This is a genomic window from Pseudomonas viciae, from assembly GCF_004786035.1.
GTDB classification, from domain to species: Bacteria; Pseudomonadota; Gammaproteobacteria; order Pseudomonadales; family Pseudomonadaceae; genus Aquipseudomonas; species Aquipseudomonas viciae.
Window position 1 is genome coordinate 5,881,763 of record NZ_CP035088.1, and the last position, 21,468, is coordinate 5,903,230.

20 protein-coding genes are annotated in these 21,468 nt (G+C 62.9%); 8 read left to right on the forward strand and 12 right to left on the reverse strand.

Annotation, left to right across the window (positions count from 1 at the left end; genetic code table 11):
* Positions 1–12 precede the first annotated feature (12 nt).
* From mrdA to EPZ47_RS26135, 5 genes are all read right to left on the reverse strand, one after another.
* Entirely contained in the window at positions 13–1,908 is a 1,896-nt protein-coding gene (gene mrdA, locus EPZ47_RS26115) for a penicillin-binding protein 2 (RefSeq protein ID WP_135847337.1), read from the reverse strand.
* A gap of 10 nt (positions 1,909–1,918) precedes the next feature.
* A complete protein-coding gene (rlmH, locus tag EPZ47_RS26120; protein WP_102679463.1) occupies positions 1,919–2,386 on the reverse strand; it encodes a 23S rRNA (pseudouridine(1915)-N(3))-methyltransferase RlmH in 468 nt (155 codons plus the stop codon).
* A 9-nt stretch (positions 2,387–2,395) separates the two neighbouring features.
* Positions 2,396–2,890 (reverse strand): ribosome silencing factor, encoded by a 495-nt coding sequence (gene rsfS / locus EPZ47_RS26125; protein ID WP_014340379.1) that lies wholly within the window; start codon positions 2,888–2,890, stop codon positions 2,396–2,398.
* A 72-nt stretch (positions 2,891–2,962) separates the two neighbouring features.
* Complete coding sequence (gene nadD, locus EPZ47_RS26130; RefSeq protein ID WP_025215651.1) at positions 2,963–3,646, reverse strand: nicotinate-nucleotide adenylyltransferase; 684 nt, start codon at positions 3,644–3,646, stop codon at positions 2,963–2,965.
* 1 nt (position 3,647) lies between these two features.
* Positions 3,648–4,919, reverse strand: coding sequence for a glutamate-5-semialdehyde dehydrogenase (locus EPZ47_RS26135; protein ID WP_135847338.1), 1,272 nt, complete (start codon positions 4,917–4,919; stop codon positions 3,648–3,650).
* A 186-nt stretch (positions 4,920–5,105) separates the two neighbouring features.
* On the opposite strand from EPZ47_RS26135, the gene EPZ47_RS26140 reads away from it, so the two are divergent.
* A complete protein-coding gene (locus EPZ47_RS26140) occupies positions 5,106–5,786 on the forward strand; it encodes a DNA-3-methyladenine glycosylase (RefSeq protein ID WP_135847339.1) in 681 nt (226 codons plus the stop codon).
* A gap of 84 nt (positions 5,787–5,870) precedes the next feature.
* Positions 5,871–7,187, forward strand: a complete 1,317-nt coding sequence (locus EPZ47_RS26145; RefSeq protein ID WP_135847340.1) for a bifunctional DedA family/phosphatase PAP2 family protein — start codon at positions 5,871–5,873, stop codon at positions 7,185–7,187.
* 72 nt (positions 7,188–7,259) lie between these two features.
* Here EPZ47_RS26145 and EPZ47_RS26150 read toward each other — a convergent pair whose 3' ends face one another.
* The 3 genes from EPZ47_RS26150 to EPZ47_RS26160 are packed head-to-tail and all read right to left on the reverse strand — an operon-like array spanning position 7,260 to position 8,939.
* Positions 7,260–7,850, reverse strand: coding sequence for an LON peptidase substrate-binding domain-containing protein (locus EPZ47_RS26150; protein ID WP_135847341.1), 591 nt, complete (start codon positions 7,848–7,850; stop codon positions 7,260–7,262).
* A gap of 10 nt (positions 7,851–7,860) precedes the next feature.
* Positions 7,861–8,577: an LrgB family protein gene (locus tag EPZ47_RS26155; protein ID WP_135847342.1), complete on the reverse strand. Its 717-nt coding sequence runs from the start codon at positions 8,575–8,577 to the stop codon at positions 7,861–7,863.
* Complete coding sequence (locus EPZ47_RS26160; RefSeq protein WP_135847343.1) at positions 8,574–8,939, reverse strand: CidA/LrgA family protein; 366 nt, start codon at positions 8,937–8,939, stop codon at positions 8,574–8,576. Before EPZ47_RS26160 ends, EPZ47_RS26155 begins: the two co-directional genes overlap by 4 nt.
* Positions 8,940–9,129: 190 nt before the next feature.
* On the opposite strand from EPZ47_RS26160, the gene EPZ47_RS26165 reads away from it, so the two are divergent.
* From EPZ47_RS26165 to EPZ47_RS26175, 3 genes are all read left to right on the forward strand, one after another.
* The gene (locus EPZ47_RS26165; protein WP_135847344.1) at positions 9,130–9,585 is read left to right on the forward strand and encodes a MaoC family dehydratase; all 456 of its coding nucleotides are present in this window, start codon (positions 9,130–9,132) and stop codon (positions 9,583–9,585) included.
* A gap of 102 nt (positions 9,586–9,687) precedes the next feature.
* Positions 9,688–11,406 (forward strand): C13 family peptidase, encoded by a 1,719-nt coding sequence (locus EPZ47_RS26170; protein WP_135847345.1) that lies wholly within the window; start codon positions 9,688–9,690, stop codon positions 11,404–11,406.
* Between the two features lie 27 nt (positions 11,407–11,433).
* Positions 11,434–12,075, forward strand: coding sequence for an oxidoreductase (locus EPZ47_RS26175; protein WP_135847346.1), 642 nt, complete (start codon positions 11,434–11,436; stop codon positions 12,073–12,075).
* 156 nt (positions 12,076–12,231) lie between these two features.
* On the opposite strand, the gene EPZ47_RS26185 is transcribed toward EPZ47_RS26175, so the two are convergent.
* The 4 genes from EPZ47_RS26185 to EPZ47_RS26200 form a co-directional block, all read right to left on the reverse strand.
* Positions 12,232–12,516, reverse strand: a complete 285-nt coding sequence (locus tag EPZ47_RS26185; RefSeq protein WP_135847348.1) for a YceK/YidQ family lipoprotein — start codon at positions 12,514–12,516, stop codon at positions 12,232–12,234.
* Positions 12,509–13,141, reverse strand: a complete 633-nt coding sequence (ubiX, locus tag EPZ47_RS26190) for a flavin prenyltransferase UbiX (protein ID WP_135847349.1) — start codon at positions 13,139–13,141, stop codon at positions 12,509–12,511. The genes EPZ47_RS26185 and ubiX overlap by 8 nt, the downstream gene beginning before the upstream one ends.
* Positions 13,138–14,487 carry a UDP-N-acetylmuramate:L-alanyl-gamma-D-glutamyl-meso-diaminopimelate ligase gene (mpl, locus tag EPZ47_RS26195; RefSeq protein WP_135847350.1) on the reverse strand — a complete coding sequence of 450 codons (1,350 nt, stop codon included), beginning with the start codon at positions 14,485–14,487 and terminating at the stop codon, positions 13,138–13,140. The genes ubiX and mpl overlap by 4 nt, the downstream gene beginning before the upstream one ends.
* 118 nt (positions 14,488–14,605) lie before the next feature.
* Positions 14,606–16,510 (reverse strand): sigma-54-dependent Fis family transcriptional regulator, encoded by a 1,905-nt coding sequence (locus EPZ47_RS26200; RefSeq protein ID WP_135847351.1) that lies wholly within the window; start codon positions 16,508–16,510, stop codon positions 14,606–14,608.
* Between the two features lie 290 nt (positions 16,511–16,800).
* Between EPZ47_RS26200 and exaC the strand changes: the two genes are divergently transcribed.
* The 3 genes from exaC (at position 16,801) to EPZ47_RS26215 (ending at position 21,460) form a co-directional block, all read left to right on the forward strand.
* Positions 16,801–18,321, forward strand: coding sequence for an acetaldehyde dehydrogenase ExaC (gene exaC / locus EPZ47_RS26205; RefSeq protein WP_135847352.1), 1,521 nt, complete (start codon positions 16,801–16,803; stop codon positions 18,319–18,321).
* A gap of 238 nt (positions 18,322–18,559) precedes the next feature.
* On the forward strand, positions 18,560–20,008 hold the full coding sequence (gene eat, locus EPZ47_RS26210) for an ethanolamine permease (protein WP_135847353.1): 1,449 nt from the start codon (positions 18,560–18,562) through the stop codon (positions 20,006–20,008).
* 57 nt (positions 20,009–20,065) lie between these two features.
* Complete coding sequence (locus EPZ47_RS26215) at positions 20,066–21,460, forward strand: ethanolamine ammonia-lyase subunit EutB (RefSeq protein WP_135847354.1); 1,395 nt, start codon at positions 20,066–20,068, stop codon at positions 21,458–21,460.
* Positions 21,461–21,468: the final 8 nt, after the last annotated feature.

Consider the following 21,468-nt stretch of genomic DNA (forward strand, 5'->3'; position numbering starts at 1 on the left):
ATCCGGTCGAAATTATTCTTCACGGGCCGTAGCCTCCGCAGTGGTGGGGCTTGCGTACTCAGGCTTGAGCTGGCCGTGCTCATCCAGCAGCCAGGCGTCCATGATCTGGCGCACCACTGGCGCGGCGACGCCGGAGCCCGACTCACCGTTCTCGACCATCACCGACACAACGATTTTCGGGTTGTCGGCCGGCGCAAAACCGACGAACAAGGCGTGGTCGCGGTGGCGTTCCTGAACCTTGGAGCGGTCGTACTTCTCGCCCTGCTTGATGGCGACCACCTGGGCCGTACCACTCTTGCCGGCAATGCGGTATTGCGCGCCGATGGCCGCCTTGCGCGCGGTACCCCGGGCGCCGTGCATCACCTGCTGCATGCCGTTGTTGACCTTCTGCCAGTCCGACGGATTGTGCAGGATGATGTCCGGCATCGGGTTCGGGTCCACCGGCTTCTGGCCTTCGATGGTCTTGGCCAGGTGCGGGCGATACCACTTGCCCTTGCTCGCCACCAGCGCCGTGGCCTGGGCCAGTTGCAGGGGCGTTGCCTGCATGTAGCCCTGGCCGATCCCCAGGATCAGGGTTTCCCCCGGGTACCACGCCTGGCGACGGGTTGCCCGTTTCCACTCCCGGGACGGCATCAGGCCCGGCGACTCTTCGAACATGTCCAGGGAGACTTTCTGGCCGAGCCCGAACTTGTTCATATAGGCCGCCAGCCGATCGATCCCCAGCTTATGGGCCAGGTCATAGAAGTAGGTATCGTTGGAGCGCATGATCGCCGTTTCCAGGTCCACGTAGCCGTCGCCGGTGCGGTTCCAGTTACGGTACTTGTGGTCATAGTTGGGCAGCATGTAGTAACCCGGGTCGTAGACCCGGCTCGAAGCATTGACCACACCGGAATCCAGCCCGGCAATCGCCACGGCCGGCTTGATGGTCGAGCCCGGCGGATACAGGCCGCGCAGCACGCGGTTGAACAATGGCCGGTCGATGGAATCACGCAACTCGGAATAGGCCTTGAAGCTGATACCGGTGACGAACAGGTTCGGGTCGAAACTCGGCTGGCTGACCATCGCCAGGACCTCGCCGGTGTTCGGGTCCAGCGCGACCACGGCGCCCCGGCGCCCGCCCAGCGCGGCTTCGGCGGCTTCCTGCAGCTTGATGTCCAGGCTCAAGACGATGTCCTTGCCGGGGATCGGGTCGGTGCGCTTGAGCACCCGCAACACACGGCCGCGGGCATTGGTCTCGACTTCTTCGTAACCCACCTGGCCATGCAGCTCGGGCTCGTAGAAGCGCTCGATACCGGTCTTGCCGATGTGGTGGGTGCCGCTGTAATTGACCGGATCGAGGGTCTTGAGCTCTTTCTCGTTGATCCGCCCCATGTAGCCGACCGAGTGGGCAAAGTGCGCGCCCTGGGGATAATGCCGCACCAACTGCGCCACCACCTCGACGCCGGGCAGGCGGAACTGGTTCACGGCGATCAGGGCAATCTGCTCTTCGGTCAGCTCGAACAGAATCGGTACCGGCTCGAACGGACGCCGCCCCTGGCGCATGCGCTTCTCGAAGATCGCCCGGTCCTCGGGGGTCAGCTGCAGCACTTCGACGATCACGTCGAGCACGTGCTGCCAATCCCCGGAGCGCTCGCGGGTCATGCTCAGGCTGAAGCTGGGCCGGTTATCCGCCACCACCACGCCATTGCGGTCGAAAATCAGCCCGCGGGTCGGCGGAATCGGCTGCACATGCACACGGTTGTTTTCCGACAGGGTCGAGTGATACTCGTACTGGATCACCTGGAGAAAATACAGCCGGGCGATCAGCACACAGATCAGCGTCACCACCGTAATGGCACCGAACACGACGCGGCCCCGCACCAGGCGGGCGTCTTTTTCGTGGTCCTTGATGCGGATCGGCTGGGGCATGAGGGCAGGATTACTTGTGGTAAGGGTGCCCGGACAGGACTGTCCAGGCACGATACAACTGTTCGCCGATCAGAATCCGCACCAGCGGGTGCGGCAACGTCAACGGCGACAACGACCAGCGCTGATCAGCCCGGGCACAGACTTCCGGCGCCAGCCCTTCCGGGCCACCGACCATGAAATTGACCGTGCGCGAATCCAGCCGCCAGCGATCGAGCTCCACCGCCAATTGCTCGGTGCTCCAGGACTTGCCGTGGACTTCGAGGGTGACAATGCGCTCGTTCGGCCCGACCTTGGCCAGCATGGCTTCGCCTTCCTGGCGGATAAAGCGCGCCACGTCGGCGTTCTTGCCACGGGTATTGAGCGGAATTTCCACCAGTTCCAGGGCCAGCTCGGACGGAAGACGCTTGGCATATTCATGCCAGCCTTCTTCCACCCACTTGGGCATGCGAGAACCGACAGCGATCAGGCGCAGTCGCACAGCGGTCCCTTATTGCTGGTCTTTGTTGAGCTTGGTGAAGTGCTCATGGGTGTTTTCCGGGCTGTGGTGCGCAGCGCTGGCCGAACGGCTCTGCTCGGCACCGGCCCACAGGCGCTCCAGGTCATAGAACTGACGCGCCGAGGCGGTCATCATGTGCACGATGACGTCGTCCATGTCCAGCAGCACCCAGTCGCTGTCGCCCTTGCCTTCTTCACCCAACGGCTTGACACCCTGGGCCTTGACCGCTTCGCGGACCTTATCCAGCATCGCGCCGATCTGGCGGTTGGAGGTACCGGTGGCGATGATCATGTAGTCAGTGATGCTCTGCTTTTCACGAACGTCGATCACCTGGATGTCCTGGGCCTTGACGTCTTCCAGGGCCGCTACGGCTACCTTGACCAGTTCTTCACCGGCCAATACCACGCCGGTATGGGCTTCTACGGGCAGCGGGGCGCTTTTGAATGTGCCTTTGCGCTTTACTTTGTTTACGTCTTTGTCAGTCATATAAAACTCGTTTTGCTCGTGTGTTCGGGCGCTTCGCTACACGCATTCACGTGACTTGAAGCGCGCCCTTTTTCAGTTCGACGCACGGTACAGCCCGTGCGCATCGATGTAGGCCAGGACCGCGTCGGGCACCAGGAAACGTACCGACTTACCGCTGGCCAGCAGTTGACGGATCTGGGTGGCGGATACCGCGAGCGGCGTCTGCCAGACGAATGCAATCTGTCCGCTCGGCCCTTTCAGGGCCAGCGGGTCGCTCACCGAGCGGGCCGCCAGCAGGTTGCGCAAGGCATCCGGCGGCTCGCTGTCGGCATCCGGGCGTTGCAGCACCAGGATGTGGCAATGCTGGAGCAACTCTTCCCAGCGATGCCAAGTGGGCAGGCCGCAAAATGCGTCCCAGCCCAGAAGCAGAAAAACCTGGGCATCAGCGGCCAGTTCGGCGCGCATCAGCTCCAGGGTATCAATGGTGTAGGACGGTTTGTCCCGCTGCAATTCGCGGGCGTCCACCACCAACGGCGCCACACCGGCCACCGCGCACTCGACCATCGCCAGACGGTCCTGCGCCGACACCTGCGGCGTGTCCCGGTGAGGCGGCCTGGCGCTGGGCGTCAGGCGTAGCTCATCGAGGGCCAGGGCATCGGCGACTTCCAGCGCACCGCGCAAATGGCCGATGTGCACCGGGTCGAACGTGCCGCCCAGGATACCGATGCGCCGGGGCGGGGTTGTCGTCACTGCAGCTGACGGGTCGAGGTCGCCCAAGTCAGACCGGCTCCTGTCCGCGCAACTGGCCGTCACCGACCACGATGTACTTCTCGCAGGTCAAGCCTTCGAGGCCCACCGGGCCGCGGGCGTGCAGCTTATCAGTAGAAATGCCGATCTCGGCACCCAATCCGTATTCAAAGCCGTCGGCGAAGCAGGTCGGGGTGTTGATCATCACTGACGCCGAGTCCACTTCGGCCACGAAACGCCGGGTTTCCCCCAGGTTTTCACTGACGATGGAATCGGTGTGGTGCGAGCCGTGGCGATTGATATGGTCGATGGCTTGATCCAGCCCGTCGACCACGCGGATCGACAGGATCGGCGCCAGGTACTCGGTGTCCCAGTCTTCCTCGGTGGCCACCGCCGCCTCGATGATCGCCCGGGTGCGCTCGCAACCGCGCAGCTCGACGCCTTTTTCGCGGAACTGGGCCGCCATCGACGGCAGGAAGGCCTGGGCAACGGCCTGGTCCACCAGCAGGGTTTCCATCGCGCCGCAGATGCCATAACGGTAGGTCTTGGCGTTGAAGGCGATGCGCTGGGCTTTCGGCAGTTCGGCGTGGGCGCTGACGTAGACGTGGCAGATACCGTCCAGGTGTTTGATCACTGGCACGCGGGCGTCACGGCTGACCCGTTCGATCAGGCCCTTGCCGCCACGCGGGACGATGACGTCGACGAACTCGGGCATGCTGATCAGCGCGCCAACCGCGGCGCGATCGGTGGTTTCCACCACTTGCACCACGGCCGCCGGCAGATCGGCTTCGGCCAGGCCGCGCTGGATGCAGGCGGCAATGGCGCGGTTGGAATGAATCGCCTCGGAACCGCCACGCAGGATGGTCGCGTTACCCGACTTCAGGCACAGGCTCGCGGCGTCGATGGTCACGTTCGGCCGCGACTCGTAGATGATCCCGACCACGCCCAGGGGCACGCGCATCTTGCCGACCTGGATACCTGACGGCCGATAGCTCATGTCACGGATCGCCCCGACCGGGTCCGGCAGCGCCGCGACCTGCCGCAGACCGACGATCATGCCGTCGATGCGGGCCGGGGTCAGCGCCAGGCGCTCGAGCATGGCCGGCTCGAGGCCATTGGCCCGACCTGCGGCCAGGTCCAGCTCATTGGCGGCGGACAACTCGGCGCGAGCAGCGTCCAGCGCATTGGCGGCGGCCTGCAGGGCGCGGTTTTTCTGCGCAGTGCTGGCACGGCCGATGATGCGCGACGCTTGACGAGCGGCGCGACCCAGGCGGGTCATGTAGTCAAGAACGGACTCAGTCATGGTCTGTGTGGTCTTGGCAAAGAGGAAAGCGGCAGATTATAGCTGTCGTAACCCGCGACTAACAGCGTGGACTCGCAGTGGTGACCGGCGGAGGCGTAAAACCTGCGCAAATTGCCGGTGTTCAGCGGTGATTAAGCTTTCCATTGCTATCATCGCGCTTCCTTTGGCCTCACTTCGTTTATCGCCATGACCGATTTGCCTCAACCGCCAAACGCCCTTCCCCACGCTTTTTTTGATCGCGATGCCCAGGTACTGGCCCGGGATCTACTGGGTAAAGTCATTCGCCACAAGGTTGGCGAGCTGTGGCTCAGCGCGCGGATCATCGAGACCGAGGCGTATTACTTCGCCGAAAAGGGTAGCCACGCGTCGCTGGGTTACACGGAAAAACGTAAGGCTTTGTTTCTGGATGGCGGCCACATCTATATGTACTACGCCCGGGGTGGCGACTCGCTGAACTTCAGCGCCCAGGGCCCCGGCAATGCGGTGCTGATCAAATCGGCGTACCCATGGGTCGACGCCGTTTCCGGCCCGGCGAGCCTGGCGCAGATGCTGCTGAACAACCCCGACGCCCAGGGCCGCCCGCGCGCCTCACAAAAACTCTGTGCCGGCCAGACCTTGCTGTGCAAGGCTTTGGGCCTGAAAGTGCCGCAGTGGGACGCCAAGCGCTTCGACCCCGAACGCCTGCTGGTGGAAGACGTGGCCGTGCCGACGGTCAATGTGATCCAGACCACTCGCCTGGGCATCCCACAGGGACGGGACGAACACCTGCCCTATCGCTTCGTCGATGCCGCCTACGCGCCGTGGTGCACCAGGAACCCGTTGCGGCGCGGGCAGGTCGAAGGGCGGGATTATTTTTTGCTTTCATGATCGACACATTTCACTGTGGGAGCGAGCTTGCTCGCTCCCACAGTGAAAATTGCATGCCGCTTTATATTCAATGGAGTTGTATTTATGGGCCCATGGCTCGATAGCATCACCGGCTGGCTGACCCTCAACCCGCAATGGCTGGCGGTGGCGGTGTTCATTGTCGCTTGCGTGGAGTGCCTGGCCATCGCCGGGTTGATCGTGCCGGGGACCGTGCTGTTGTTTGCCATAGCGGTACTGGCCGGCAGCGGCGCGTTGTCCCTCGGTGAGACGCTGCTGCTGGGCCTGCTCGGTGGTTTGCTCGGGGATCTGGTGTCGTACTTCCTGGGCCGGCACTTCCACCAGAACATCCGGCGCCTGCCGGGGCTGCGCCATCATCCGGAATGGATGGCTGCGGCAGAAAGCTATTTCCAGCGCTACGGCATCGCCAGCCTGCTGGTGGGCCGCTTCATCGGCCCGCTAAGGCCCATGTTGCCGATGGTGGCCGGGATGTGCGACATGCCGTTTCCGCGCTTCGCGGCTGTCAGCCTGTTGGCCGCGGCAGGCTGGACCGTGGCGTACCTGCTGCCGGGCTGGGCCACCGGAGCGGCATTCCGCCTGCCATTGCCCGAGGGCTTCTGGCCACAGGCCGGCGTGGTGATCGGCAGCATCGCGGTGATGATCGGGCTGAGTGTCAACAGCAGCCTGCGTCGCCATCGGCACGCCTCGGCGCTGATCGCAGGCCTTGGCCTGCTGATCCTGATCGGGTTGTTCATCGGCTTTCGCTACCTGACAGCCTTCGACCAGGGCCTGGTGGCGCTGGTCCAGGAACATCGCAGCGCGACAATGGACGAAATCGCCGTGACCTTCACGCTGCTCGGCGAATTCCGCAACATGCTGATTTTCAGCGCCCTGCTCACCGGTTTGCTGCTGTTGGCACGCCAATGGCGCCAGGCAATCTTTGCCGGGGGCACGATGCTGCTCACCTCCCTGGCCAATACCGGCAGCAAACACTTCTTCGCCCGTGTACGCCCGGAAATCCTCACCGACCCGCTGACCAGCTACAGCATGCCCAGCGGCCATGCCTCTGGCGCCTTCGCACTGTTCCTGAGCCTCGCCATCCTCGCCGGTCGCGGACAACCACCGCGCATGCGCCTGACCTGGCTGCTGCTCGGCTGCCTGCCGGCACTGGCCATTGCCCTGTCGCGGGTATACCTGGGGGCTCACTGGCCGAGCGATGTCGTCGCCGGCGCCATGCTCGCGGCCTGTGTCTGCGCCGCGGTCCTGTGGCTGAGCCAGCGCCAGACACCGCTGCCGGCCATGCCGCCGAAAATCTGGTGGCTGATATTGCCGGCACTGGTGGCGGCGTTCAGCTTCTTCGCGTTGCGGCATCTGCCCCATGCGATGTTGCGGTATGCCTATTGAAACCAGGAGCAGCTACCGCGAGCAGGCTCGCTCCCACAGGGGATCAGCGCTGTTTGGTGGATATGAGTGGTGTCAGGCGAACAGTTCGCCCTGCAACTCATCGAGCAACGCCTGGATCGCATCCAGCCGCTGCTGGGGATCATCGAGCTGCAGCAGGTCGATCTTGTCCAGTTCATTGAACGGCAGCAGGTAGGCCAGTTGATTGGCCAGGGACTGCTGGCCGGTGGCTTCGGTGCCCATGTTCAGCGCCTCGACCATCGGGTGTTCGGCCAGGGCCTTGAGCAGCGCCACCAGGTCGGCATCCTCATCCTGTAGCGGTTGTTCCGGCTCGTCTTCCAGCCACTCGACCTCGGCGACCGTCAATTGATCCGGCTGGACGCTGCTGCCATGCACGATAAAGCGGCGCCCACCCTGCACGCGAATGCCCAACAGGCCGTTGTCCTGCTGGGAAAAGTCAGTGATCCGTGCCTCACAGCCGACCCGCGCATAGCCATCAGGGGCAATGCCGACTTCCTCGCCATCAAGAATACAAACCACGCCGAAGCCTTCACCCTTCTTCATGCAGCGACCGATCATATCGAGGTAACGCGCCTCGAAAATCTGCAAATCAAGGATGCAACCGGGGAACAGTACGGTTTTCAACGGGAAAAGCGGCAAGCTCATAACCAGTTCCTTAAACCGTCATCGACACCACCAACGGCAGCAACACCGCCGTGGCCACGCCCATCAGACTCATCGCCAGCGCCGCAAAGGCACCGGACTCCTCGCTTTCCTGCAACGCCACGGACGTGCCCACCGCATGGGCCGTCAATCCCAGGGCCATGCCCCGGGCCTCCGGACTATGGACACCCAACCGGGTCAGAATGCTCGGACCCAGAATCGCCCCGAGCACGCCGGTGATCAAGACGAACACCGCCGCCATCGCCGCGACACCGCCGATCTGCTCGGCCACCAGCATGGCAATCGGCGACGTCACCGACTTGGGCGCCATGGTCATCAGAATCATGTGCTCGGCGCCGAACGCCCAGCCCAACACCACCGCAGAGCCGGTGGCGAACACCCCGCCAATCACCAGCGTAGTAAAAATTGGCCAGAACAACTGCCGGATCCGACGCAGATTCAAATACAACGGCACGGCCAGGGCCACGGTGGCCGGGCCCAGCAGAATACTGAGGATCTCGGTGCTCTTGCGGTATTCGGCGTAGCTGATGCCACAACCGACCAGCACAGCGATCAGCAGCACCATCGACATCAGCACCGGTTGCAGGAACACCCAGCGGGTCTTTTCGAACGCCGCCAACACCAATTGATAGGCGCCCAGGGTAATACCGATGCCGAACAATGGATGGTGGATCACCGAGCCCCAGGCTCCCTGCCAGTCGAGCATCATTGAGCGTCCTCCGCAGCGGGGGCGTGACGCCGGGCCAGGCGCTGCATCAGCACGCCGGTAAACGCCATGGACAGGACCAGAGACAACACCAGCGCACCGACGATGGCCCAGAAATCGGCGGCAATGGCCCGGGCGTAGACCATCACCCCCACCGCTGGCGGCACCAGCAGCAACGGCAGGTAACGCAGCAGGCTGCTGGCGGCCAGGTTCAATGGCTCGCCGACTTCGCCGCGAACGATCAGATAACCCAGCAACAGCAGCAGGCCAATGATTGGCCCCGGCAACACTGGCAGGAACAAATGATTGATGGCGGTGCCCAGCAATTGGAACAGCACCAGCCAGGTCAGGCCCCGTAGCAACATCCGCTCTCTCCCCTGCAACACTTACTCAAAGAATGCGCCGGCATTATAAGCACGCCCGCGCTATGGTTCGGCATTCGTAAAAAGCATGGTCAGTGACCTTACCCGCGCCTCATGTTGATCTACAGTGGTTCTCCGGGGACACAGATCCCCGTGACAAAAGACAAAACAGATGAACCCAAGGAGAGTCTCAATGCCCTACGTTCCCGTTGCAGCGCTCAAAGATTATGTCGGCAAGGAGCTTGGACGTTCCGAATGGCTGACCATCGATCAGGACCGTATCAACCTGTTCGCCGAAGCCACTGGCGACTTTCAGTTCATCCACGTCGATCCGGTCAAGGCCGCGCAGACCCCGTTCGGCAGCACCATTGCCCACGGTTTCCTGTCGCTGTCGCTGATACCCAAGCTGATGGAAGATATCCTGATCCTGCCCGAGGGCGTGAAAATGGTCGTCAACTATGGGTTGGACAGTGTGCGTTTCATTCAGCCGGTCAAGGTTGATTCCAAGGTCCGGCTCAAGGTCGACCTGGTGGACGCTACCGAGAAAAAACCCGGCCAATGGCTGCTCAAGGCCACCGCCACCCTGGAAATCGAAGGTTCGGACAAACCGGCCTACATCGCTGAGCCACTATCACTCTGCTTCGTGTAAACCTGCGCGGTCGCGAAACCGCTCAGGCAGTTTCGCATCGCTTCTCTATATCTAGGGGACATAGCTGCGGCATACTCGTGGCCTGATGACCTGGATCCCGTTATGCGCTTACTTGTTCCCCTGACCCTGATCTTGTTGCTCACTGCCTGCGGCGACGGCGAATCGCTGTTGCCTCCAGACGCGCGCCTGCCCGACGGCGGACGCTATCGCGGCGACCTGGTGGACGGCTTGCTGCAAGGCCAGGGGCGCGTCGACTACCCCAACGGCAGCTGGTACGCCGGGCAGTTCGACAAAGGCCAATGGCATGGCACCGGGGAATGGCATGGCAGCAATGGCGAGGTTTATCGCGGCCAGTTCGAGCAGGGTCTGTTCAACGGCCAGGGCAGCCTGACCACGCCCACCACCAGCTACACCGGCGGCTTCAAGCAGGGCCGGCGAGACGGCGAAGGGACCCTCAAAGAAAACGGCATGACCTACCGTGGCGAGTTCAAGGCCGATCGCTATTCCGGCCTCGGACGCCTGGAGCTCGCCGACGGCAGCCAGTATCAAGGCCCGTTTGCCAACGGCAAGCCCAACGGTGAAGGCCAGCGTTTTGATGTCAGCGGCAACCAATTCACCGGAAAATTCGTCGATGGTCAGCTCCAGGGCAAGGGCACCTTCAACAGCGCTGACGGCGATGTCTACATCGGCGGGTTCAAGAACAACCAGCTCAATGGCCGTGGTCGCTACGAAAACGCCGATGGCGATGTCTGGATCGGCCAGTTCAAGGACGGCGCCCTCACCGGCAAGGGTGAACTGATCGGCGCCGATGGCAGCCATTACCTCGGTCAATTCAATGAATGGCGTTTTACCGGTCAGGGCCGCCTGAACCTGCCCGACGGTAGTTTTTACATCGGCCAGTTCGAAAGCGACACTTATCACGGGCGCGGCACCCTGGTGCTGACCGACGGCACCGTGCAAAGCGGCGCTTGGGCCAACGGCCAACGGGTGCGCGACGCCGACGGCAGGTTGCTGCCGGACGTGCTCGAACTCGGCCTGCTGGCCCAGGGTCGTTTGCTGGAAGACGCCTTGGCCAACATCCCGGCCTCGACGCCGGCGGTGGAGCTGTACAGCCTGACCCTGGGCGGCGACGGCAAGCAAAGCGTGTTCCTGCGCGAGTCCGACTATGTCGCCAACATGCTCGCCAGCCGTTTCGGCGCATTCGGGCAGATCCGCCTGGTGAACCACCGCGACCACCTCGGCGACCGGCCCATGGCCAGCCGCGAAAGCCTGCGCCGCGCCGCCGCCACCCTGGCCGAGCGCAGCGGCCCGGAAGACCTGATCTTCATCTACCTGACCAGCCACGGCACCGGCGAGCATGAACTGGTGCTCGACCAGCCGCGCATGGAATTGGCCGACCTGCCCGCCGACGAACTGGCAGTGGTGCTGGAGCCGCTGAAAAACCGCGACAAGATCGTGGTGATCTCGGCGTGCTACTCCGGCGGCTTCATCCCGGCACTCAAGGATGAACGCACACTGATCATGACCGCGTCCCGGGCCGACCGGGTGTCCTTCGGCTGCTCCGAGGAGGCCAACTTCACCTACTTCGGCGATGCGCTGTTCGCCCAGGCACTGAACCAGACCGACGACTTGGAGCAGGCCTTCAAACGGGCCAAGGCCACGGTCGCCGAACGCGAACAGGCGGACAATTTCGAAGCCTCCGAACCGCAGATCTGGGCGCCCAGGACCGTTATTTCCCATTGGCAGTTGCTGCGCAAACAGCAGGCACGAAAAGCATTGCAAAGTGCTGCATTGAACGACGAGGCCACAAAGAGCAACTAAGCTGAATCGTATCAAGGGGGAAACACTATGTACTTGACGCCTCAGCATGTTTTGCTCGCCGGAGCCACCGGGTTGACCGGTGAACACCTGCTGGATCGGCTGCTCAGCGAGCCGACCATCACCCGCGTATTAGCGCCTTCACGCCGGCCATTGGCCGAGCACCCGCACCTGGAAAACCCGGTTGGGGAACCGGCCCAGGTGTTGCCACAACTCAGCGGCCGGGTGGACATCGCGTTTTGCTGCCTGGGCACGACCATCAAGAAAGCCGGCTCTGAACAGGCCTTTCGCGCGGTGGACCTGGACCTGGTCGTGGCGTTTGCCAAACGCGCCCGGGAACTGGGCGCACGGCACTTGATCGTGGTCAGCGCGTTGGGGGCTGACGCGAAGTCATCGATTTTCTACAACCGGGTCAAGGGCGAAATGGAAGCCGCACTCAAGGCCCAGGACTGGCCACAACTGACCATCTGCCGCCCTTCCCTGCTGCTGGGTGACCGCACCGAACCGCGCCTGGCCGAGCAACTGGCCGGGCCGCTGTCGAAGCTGATTCCGGGCAAATACCACGGCATCGAAGCCTGCCAACTGGCCCGTGCCATGTGGCGATTGGCGCTGGAAGAGCAGGATGGGGTGCGGGTGGTGGAGTCGGATGAGTTGCGTAAGCTCGGCAAATAGTCATGTGGCGCCTGATCGGACGCCTTCGCGAGCAAGCTCGCTCCCACAGGGATCGCATTCTTTCTGGAGAAACTCGGTCAACTGTGGGAGCGGGCTTGCTCGCGAAGGGCGCACCACCGATCCAAAGCCAAGCGTTTATTGTGGCGAGGGAGCTTGCTACAACCCGCCAGTGGCTTGAAACCCCACGCCCAGCGCCGTGAACAACGACAACGGCAACAACAAGGTGTCGAGCAACGCACTGCCCGGCAAATCGAGGCCCGGGTAGCTCGGGGCCTCGGCGCCGAAGCGGTCCTTGGCGCAGCAGCCGCCATTGAGGGCGTAGAGGTCCAGGCGCGTTCCCGCATACACCACCGGCGCGCCGGGCTTGGCGGCGTCGAGGGTGCGGGCGGTGGCGCAGCCAGTCAGTTGCAGCGCCAGCAGTACGATCAGCAGCTTATTCATCGCTGCTCAAATGGTGCTCGCCCCAGCGTGGCAGCATGTCCTGGGGGATGTTCAGCAGGTTGAGAATCCGCGCGACCACGAAATCGATCAGGTCGTCGATGGTCTGTGGCTGGTGATAAAACCCTGGCGAGGCCGGCAGGATGGTCACGCCCATATTCGACAGCTTGAGCATGTGTTCCAGGTGAATGCTCGAGTACGGCGCTTCCCGTGGCACCAGGATCAACTCGCGGCGCTCCTTGAGCGTGACGTCCGCAGCCCGTTCGATCAGGTTGTTGCAAGCGCCGGTAGCGATCGCCGACAGCGTCCCGGTGGAACACGGCACCACCACCATCGCCGCCGGGGCGCCGGAGCCCGAGGCCACCGGCGACATCCAGTCTTCCTTGCCATACACACGAATCTGCCCCGCCGCCGCACCGGTGTATTCGGTGAGAAAGGCCTGCATCATCTGGGTCTTGGCCGGCAAGGTCACGTCGGTTTCGGTGGCCATCACCAGTTGCGCGGCCTTGGAGATGAGGAAATGCACCTCGCGGTCTTCGCGCACCAGGCAATCGAGCAGGCGCAAGCCGTACTGGGCGCCGGAGGCACCGGTCATCGCCAGCGTGATGCGTTCAGGGCCATTGCTCATTTCAGCGCCTCGGCCAGTTTACCGTGCAGGCCGCCGAAGCCGCCGTTGCTCATGATCACCACGTGAGTGCCGGGTTGGGCCTGGCTCTTCACGCGCGCAATGATACCTTCCAGGGAATCGCTGACGATCGACGGCACCGTGCACAACGCGGCAGTGGCCCCCAAGTCCCAACCGAGGTTGGCCGGCGCGTACCAGATCACCTGGTCGGCATCGACCACGCTTTCCGGCAGACCGTCACGGTGCGCGCCGAGCTTCATGGAGTTGGAGCGCGGCTCGATGATCGCGATCAGCGGCGCATCGCCGATGCGCTTGCGCAAACCGTCCAACGTGGTGGCGATGGCGGTCGGATGGTGGGCGAAGTCGTCATAGATGGTGATGCCGTTCACCTCGGCGACTTTTTCCATCCGCCGTTTCACGCTCTTGAACGCGCTCAAGGCGGCAATGCCCATGGACGGCACCACGCCGACATGCCGGGCCGCCGCGAGGGTGGCCAAGGCATTGGCGACGTTGTGCTGGCCGGTCATGTCCCACTCGACCACGCCTTGGGACTGGCCCTCGAACATCACTTCGAACTGCGAACCGTCGTCCTTGAGCAACTTCACCTGCCACTGCCCACCCGCGCCGGTGGTTTGCACCGGGGTCCAGCAGCCCATTTCAATGACGCGCTGCAAGGCCGGTTCGGTGGTCGGATGGATGACTAGGCCTTCGCTCGGAATAGTGCGCACCAAATGGTGGAATTGCCGCTCGATGGCCGGTAGATCGGGGAAGATGTCCGCATGATCGAACTCAAGGTTGTTGAGAATCGCCGTGCGCGGACGGTAATGGACGAATTTCGAGCGTTTGTCGAAAAACGCGCTGTCGTATTCGTCGGCCTCGATCACGAAGAACGGCGTGCCGCCCAAGCGCGCCGACACCGCGAAATTCTGTGGTACGCCGCCAATCAAAAAGCCCGGGCTCATGCCCGCGTGCTCCAGCACCCAGGCAAGCATGCTGCTGGTGGTGGTCTTGCCGTGGGTACCGGCCACGGCCAGGACCCAACGGCCCTGCAACACGTGATCGGCCAGCCATTGCGGGCCCGAGACGTACGGCAGGCCTTTGTTGAGCACGTACTCCACCGCCGGGTTGCCACGGGACATGACGTTGCCAATGACCACCAGGTCTGGCGCCGGGTCCAGTTGCGCCGGGTCATAGCCTTGGGTCAGCTCAATGCCCTGGGCCTCCAGCTGCGTGCTCATCGGCGGATAGACGTTGGCGTCGGAACCGGTCACATGATGGCCCAGCTCCTTGGCCAAAACGGCCATCGAACCCATGAAAGTGCCGCAGATACCGAGAATATGAATGTGCATAGTCGACCTCGTAAAACATGGCCGCAGGTTAGCGTAGGGAGGGGGAAATCGCACCTTGTGTTTAAACCCCGGTGCACAGGCGGGCTTCTGTGGGAGCAAGGCTTGCCCGCGACGCGGTTCAGCGGGCAATGGCGTGCTTGCGCAGCTTCCGGTAAAGGGTATTGCGGCTGATCCCCAGTTGTTCAGCCGTATGGGTCATGTGCCAGCGCTGGCGCTCCAGCACATCGAGCAACGCCACACGCTCGGCATCCTCCAGTGGCCGTTCTGCCACCGCATCAACCACTGCAACCGGACGCTGGCGGATCATCGCTGGCAAATCCTCCAGCCCAATCCGCCCGCCGTCGCACAACGCCGCCAGGGTGCGCAGCACATTACGCAGTTGCCGCACGTTGCCCGGCCAATCGAAGCCCAGCAACGCCTGGCGCGCCGCTTCGTCGATGATCACCGTTTCGGCACCCGCCTCTTCGGCCAGCAGGAAATCCAGCAACTGCGACTTGTCACTGCGCTCGCGCAACGCCGGCAGCGGAATTTCCAGGCCGTTGAGCCGGTAGTACAAATCCTCGCGAAAACTGCCGTCCTGCACCCGCTCCAGCAATTGCCGGTGGGTGGCGCTGATGATGCGCACGTTGACCGCTTCGGGCTCGCCGCCGATGGGCACCACCTGGCGATCTTCCAGCACCCGCAGCAAACGGGTCTGCAAGGCCAGGGGCATGTCGCCGATTTCATCGAGGAACAGCGTGCCGCCGTCGGCCTGTTGCAGCTTGCCGCGCATGCCTTCCTTGCGCGCGCCGGTGAAGCTGCCGCCGCGATAGCCGAACAGCTCGCTTTCGATCAGGCTTTCCGGGATGGCCGCGCAATTGAGGGCGACAAATTGCTTGCTAGCGCGTTGGCTGGCCTGGTGCACGGCTTTGGCGAAGGCTTCTTTACCGGAGCCGGTTTCGCCGTGGATCAACAGCGGGACATCGCGCTCGAACACCCGCAGCGCTTTGCGAAAATGCTCCTGCAACGCCGCATCTCCCAGGCAGATGCCCGGCAGCCGTGCGGGCTCGATGGCCTTGAGCAGCGGCGCGACCGGCACCGGCACGCTGCGCGGCTGACCACGCAGCACGGCGAACAAATGCCGACCGTCACGGGTGCGCAACGGCCAGCTCGCACTGGCATTGATGCTCGCACGGCCGAGCAACTCGTCCAGCGAACAATCGAAAAAGTCTTCCACCCGCTGGCCCAGCAAGCTGCCGCGAATATGCCCCAAGAGGTTGAGCGCGCTCTGGTTGACCGCACTGATCCGCCCTTCGCCGTCGAACGCCAGCAACCCTTCACTGAACAGCCCCACGGACTCGGCTTGCAGGTGAAAGCGCAGCAGCCATTGATTGTCGAAGCAACGCAGGAAATAACAGCTCTCGATCATCTTCGCCGAGAGATTGACCAGGGCCATGGTGTGGAACTGGCTCTGGCGCGACACGTCCGGCCGGGCCGAGGACACGTCGAGCACCGCCAGCAGCTCGCCCTGGGGGTCGAACACCGGGCTGGCCGAGCAGGTCAGGCCGGTGTGGCGGCCGCGAAAGTGTTCTTCCTGGTGGATGGTCAGGGCCTGGCGTTCCACCAGGCAGGTGCCGATGCCGTTGGTGCCTTCGCAGGCTTCGCTCCAGTCGGCGCCGAGCCAGAGCCCGGCCCGTTCGAAAATCTTGCGTTCGCTGGGGGCGGTGACGCAGTTGAGGATCACGCCCCGGGCGTCGGTCAGCAGCACCGCGTGGCCGGCGCCGGAAAGTTGCTGATGGAGGCTGGTCATTTCGCTGCCGGCGATGTGCAGCACCTGTTGCAGGCGTTCGCGGCTTTCCAGCACCCGGCCATGTTCGAGCACCGTCGGTGCGAGGTTCTGGGCCGGGTCGAGGTGATAGTCCTCGAGACAGCGCAGCCAGGAACGGGCAATCGACGGATCGCTGCCGGGGCCCTGCAGGTGGGTCTTGCCCTGGGTGACCGTCAGGACTTGCTGGGCATGGCGACTCAAGTGGTTGCTGTGCATTTCTTATTGTTCTCCCCGAAGGTAGCGGCCCCCAGCATCCTCCAGCCCAACCACCTTTGCAATGCTGGCGCGACCTGTCAGTCACAGACTGTCTCGCTTATGGCACAAACTGTCACACCCGCTGTATCGCAAGCGTCACGCATGGCATCCGTTTGTCCGACGAACTCCTCCTAAAGTCTTGATTTACGGGCCCCGCAAGGCAATGGCCCAACCTTTGCTCTAGGCTTAATTACCGGCGCTCAATTTTGCGCGGCTCCCTTATAAGCACAAAAAGCCAAGGAGAACTCATCATGCGTTACGCTCACCCCGGTACTGAAGGCGCTATCGTTTCGTTCAAGAGCAAATACGGTAACTACATCGGCGGCGAGTTCGTCGCGCCTGTCAAAGGTCAGTACTTCACCAATACTTCCCCGGTCAATGGCCAGCCCATTGCCGAATTCCCGCGCTCCACGGCCGAAGACATCGAAAAAGCCCTGGACGCCGCCCACGCTGCCGCGGATGCCTGGGGCGCCACGTCGGCCCAGGCCCGTTCGCTGGTCCTGTTGAAAATCGCCGACCGCATCGAAGCCAACCTCGAAGTGCTGGCGATCACCGAGTCCTGGGACAACGGCAAGGCCGTGCGCGAAACCCTCAACGCCGACATCCCCCTGGCCGCCGACCACTTCCGCTACTTCGCCGGTTGCCTGCGGGCCCAGGAAGGCAGCGCCGCCGAGATCGACGGCAACACCGTGGCCTATCACATCCACGAACCGCTGGGCGTGGTCGGGCAGATCATCCCGTGGAACTTCCCGCTGCTGATGGCCGCCTGGAAACTCGCCCCGGCCCTGGCCGCCGGTAACTGTGTGGTGCTCAAGCCAGCCGAGCAGACCCCGCTGGGCATCTGCGTGCTCATGGAACTGATCGGCGACCTGTTGCCGCCCGGCGTGCTGAACGTGGTGCAAGGCTTCGGTAAAGAAGCCGGTGAAGCCCTGGCGACCAGCAAGCGCATCGCCAAGATCGCGTTTACCGGTTCCACCCCAGTCGGCTCGCACATCATGAAATGCGCCGCCGAGAACATCATTCCGTCCACCGTGGAACTGGGCGGCAAGTCGCCGAATATCTTCTTCGAAGACATCATGCAGGCCGAGCCGAGCTTCATCGAAAAAGCCGCCGAAGGCCTGGTGCTGGCGTTCTTCAACCAAGGCGAAGTCTGCACCTGCCCATCCCGCGCCCTGGTGCAAGAATCGATCTACGACGAGTTCATGAAAGTGGTGATGAACAAAGTCCTGCAGATCAAACGCGGCGACCCGCTGGACACCGACACCATGGTCGGCGCCCAGGCGTCCGAGCAGCAATTCGACAAGATTCTTTCGTACCTGGAAATCGCCAAGGGCGAAGGCGCCGAGCTGCTGACCGGTGGCAAGGTGGAAAAACTCGAAGGCAACCTGGCCAGCGGTTATTACATCCAGCCGACCCTGCTCAAGGGCACCAACAAAATGCGCGTGTTCCAGGAAGAAATCTTCGGCCCAGTGGTGAGCATCACCACCTTCAAGGACGAAGCCGAAGCCCTGGCGATCGCCAACGACACCGAGTTCGGCCTCGGCGCCGGTCTGTGGACCCGCGACATCAACCGCGCCTACCGCATGGGCCGGGCGATCAAGGCCGGTCGCGTCTGGACCAACTGCTACCACCTCTACCCGGCGCACGCCGCGTTTGGTGGCTACAAGAAGTCCGGTGTGGGTCGTGAGACGCACAAGATGATGCTCGATCATTACCAGCAGACCAAAAACCTGTTGGTGAGCTACGACATCAATCCGTTGGGGTTCTTCTAACCCCTGGGGCCAGGCACAGGTATCTTGCCTGGCCCTTTAGATAGCTATCGCGAGCAAGCTCGCTCCCACAGGGATCTGTGGATAACTCGTTTCCAGGGTTGAAACAGATCCACTGTGGGAGCGAGCTTGCTCGCGATGGCGGCGGTCCAGCTTGCATCCCTGCTGTATGCAACACACCGGTTCCAAGATCAGCCCCGCTCCAACAGGGCCAAAAAACAATAAAAACAGGTAAACCCTTATGCCAAGCGATCATGCAAACCCGCAACCGGCAACGTCCTCGGTCGACTTCGAAAAAGTCGGCTCCGAATATTTCCAACAACGCGAACTGAAAAAAGGCGCGGCAGGCTGGGTCCTGCTGGTGGGCCTCGGGGTGGCGTATGTCATTTCCGGGGACTACGCCGGCTGGAACTTCGGCTTGGCCCAAGGCGGCTGGGGCGGCATGTTCCTCGCAACCCTGCTGATGGCCGCGATGTACCTGTGCATGTGCTTTTCCCTGGCGGAACTGTCCTCGATGATCCCCACCGCCGGTGGCGGCTACGGCTTTGCCCGCAGCGCATTCGGGCCCTGGGGCGGGTTTCTCACGGGCACGGCGATCCTCATCGAATACGCCATCGCCCCGGCGGCGATTGCCGTGTTCATCGGCGCGTATTGCCAATCGCTGTTCGGCATTGGCGGCTGGATGATCTACCTGGCGTTCTACATCATCTTCATCGCCATCCATATTTTCGGCGTGGGTGAAGCCCTCAAGCTGATGTTCATCATCACCGCCGTTGCCGCCCTGGCACTGGGGGTTTTCCTGGTGGCCATGGTGCCGCACTTCAACGTCGCCAACCTGCTGGACATCCCTGTCACCGCGGCCACAGGCGCCAGCCCATTCCTGCCCTTCGGCTACGTCGGCGTGTGGGCGGCGATTCCTTATGCGATCTGGTTTTTCCTGGCCGTGGAAGGCGTACCGTTGGCGGCTGAAGAAACCAAGAACCCCAAGCGCGACCTGCCGCGCGGTTTGATCGGTGCCATGCTGGTGCTGGTGGCCTTCGCCCTGCTGATACTGGTGATCGGCCCAGGCGGCGCGGGCTCCAATGCGTTGATGGCCTCGGGCAACCCACTGGTAGAGGCGCTGGCCAAAGCCTATGGCGGCTCCACCTGGATGGGCAGCTTCGTCAACCTCGTGGGTCTGGCGGGCCTGATCGCCAGCTTCTTCTCGATCATCTACGCCTACTCGCGGCAGATCTTTGCCTTGTCCCGCGCCGGCTACCTGCCGCGCAAACTCTCCGAAACCAATAAAAGCAAAGCACCGGTATTGGCGCTGGTCATTCCCGGCATCATTGGTTTCGGCCTGTCCTTGACCGGCCAGGGCGACCTGCTGATTCTGGTGGCGGTGTTCGGCGCCACCATCTCCTACGTGCTGATGATGGCCGCGCACATCACCTTGCGCATCCGTCGCCCCAAAATGGACCGGCCATACCGCACACCGGGCGGCATCTTCACCTCGGGCGTGGCCCTGGTGCTGGCGTGCATCGCCGTAGTTGCGGGCTTTCTGGTGGATCCGCGCGTGGTCATCGGCGCGGCGATCATCTATGGAGTGTTAATTGCTTACTTCGCGCTCTACAGTCGGCATCACTTGGTAGCAGGCACGCCCGAAGAAGAATTCGCGGCTATTCAGAAAGCTGAAGAAGCCTTGCACTGAGTTGTAAAACGCCGAAAACCACGGCGCCGCCCAGCGGCGCCGTCACGGAGAACCTGTATGGCCAGTTTTGCACACACGGTCGGCGCCCAGACCTACCGCTTCGACAGCCTCAAAGACCTGATGGCCAAGGCCAGCCCGGCGCGTTCCGGGGATTTCCTGGCCGGTGTCGCCGCGCTCAACGATGGTGAGCGGGTGGCCGCGCAAATGGCCCTGGCCGATTTGCCCCTCAGCCATTTCCTGCAAGAAATGCTGATTCCTTACGAGGTCGACGAAGTCACCCGACTGATCGTCGACACTCACGATAAACAAGCCTTCGCCGCCGTCAGCCAGCTCACCGTCGGCGGTTTTCGCGACTGGCTGCTCAGCGACGCCGCCGATGAACAAAGCCTGCGGGCGCTGGCTCCGGGGCTGACGCCGGAAATGGTCGCCGCCGTTTCCAAGATCATGCGCGTGCAGGATCTGGTGCTGGTGGCGCAGAAGATCCGCGTGGTCACCAAGTTCCGCGGCACCCTCGGCCTGCGCGGGCGGCTGTCCACGCGCCTGCAACCCAACCACCCTACCGATGAACCGGCCGGGATCGCCGCGAGCATTCTCGACGGCCTGCTCTTCGGCAACGGCGACGCCATGATCGGCATCAACCCGGCCACCGACAGCACCGCCTCGATCTGCGCCATGCTGGAAATGCTCGACGCCATCATCCAGCGTTACGACATCCCCACCCAAGGCTGCGTGCTGACCCACGTCACCACCTCCATCGAAGCGGCCAACCGTGGCGTGCCCCTGGACCTGGTGTTCCAGTCCATCGCCGGCACCGAAGCGGCCAACGCCAGTTTCGGCATCAACCTCAACGTGTTGAAGGAAGGCTACGACGCCGGGCTGAGCCTGAATCGCGGCACCCTCGGCAACAACCTGATGTATTTCGAAACCGGCCAGGGCAGCGCGCTGTCGGCCAACGCCCACCACGGCGTTGATCAACAGACCTGCGAAACCCGGGCCTACGCCGTGGCACGACATTTCAAGCCATTCTTGGTGAACACGGTAGTAGGCTTCATCGGCCCGGAATACCTGTACAACGGCAAACAGATCATCCGCGCCGGCCTCGAAGACCACTTCTGCGGCAAGCTCTTGGGCGTGCCGATGGGCTGCGACATCTGCTACACCAACCACGCCGAAGCCGACCAGGACGACATGGACACCCTGCTGACCCTGCTGGGCGTGGCCGGGATCAACTTCATCATGGGCATCCCCGGCTCCGACGACATCATGCTCAACTATCAGACCACCTCGTTCCACGACGCCCTCTACGCCCGCCAGACCCTGGGCCTGAAACCGGCGCCGGAATTCGAAACCTGGCTGGCGAACATGGGCATCTTCACCCAGGCCGATGGCCGGGTGCGGTTTGGCGACAACCTGCCACCGGCGTTCCGTCACGCCCTGGCGCATTTGGGATAAGTGAGCTG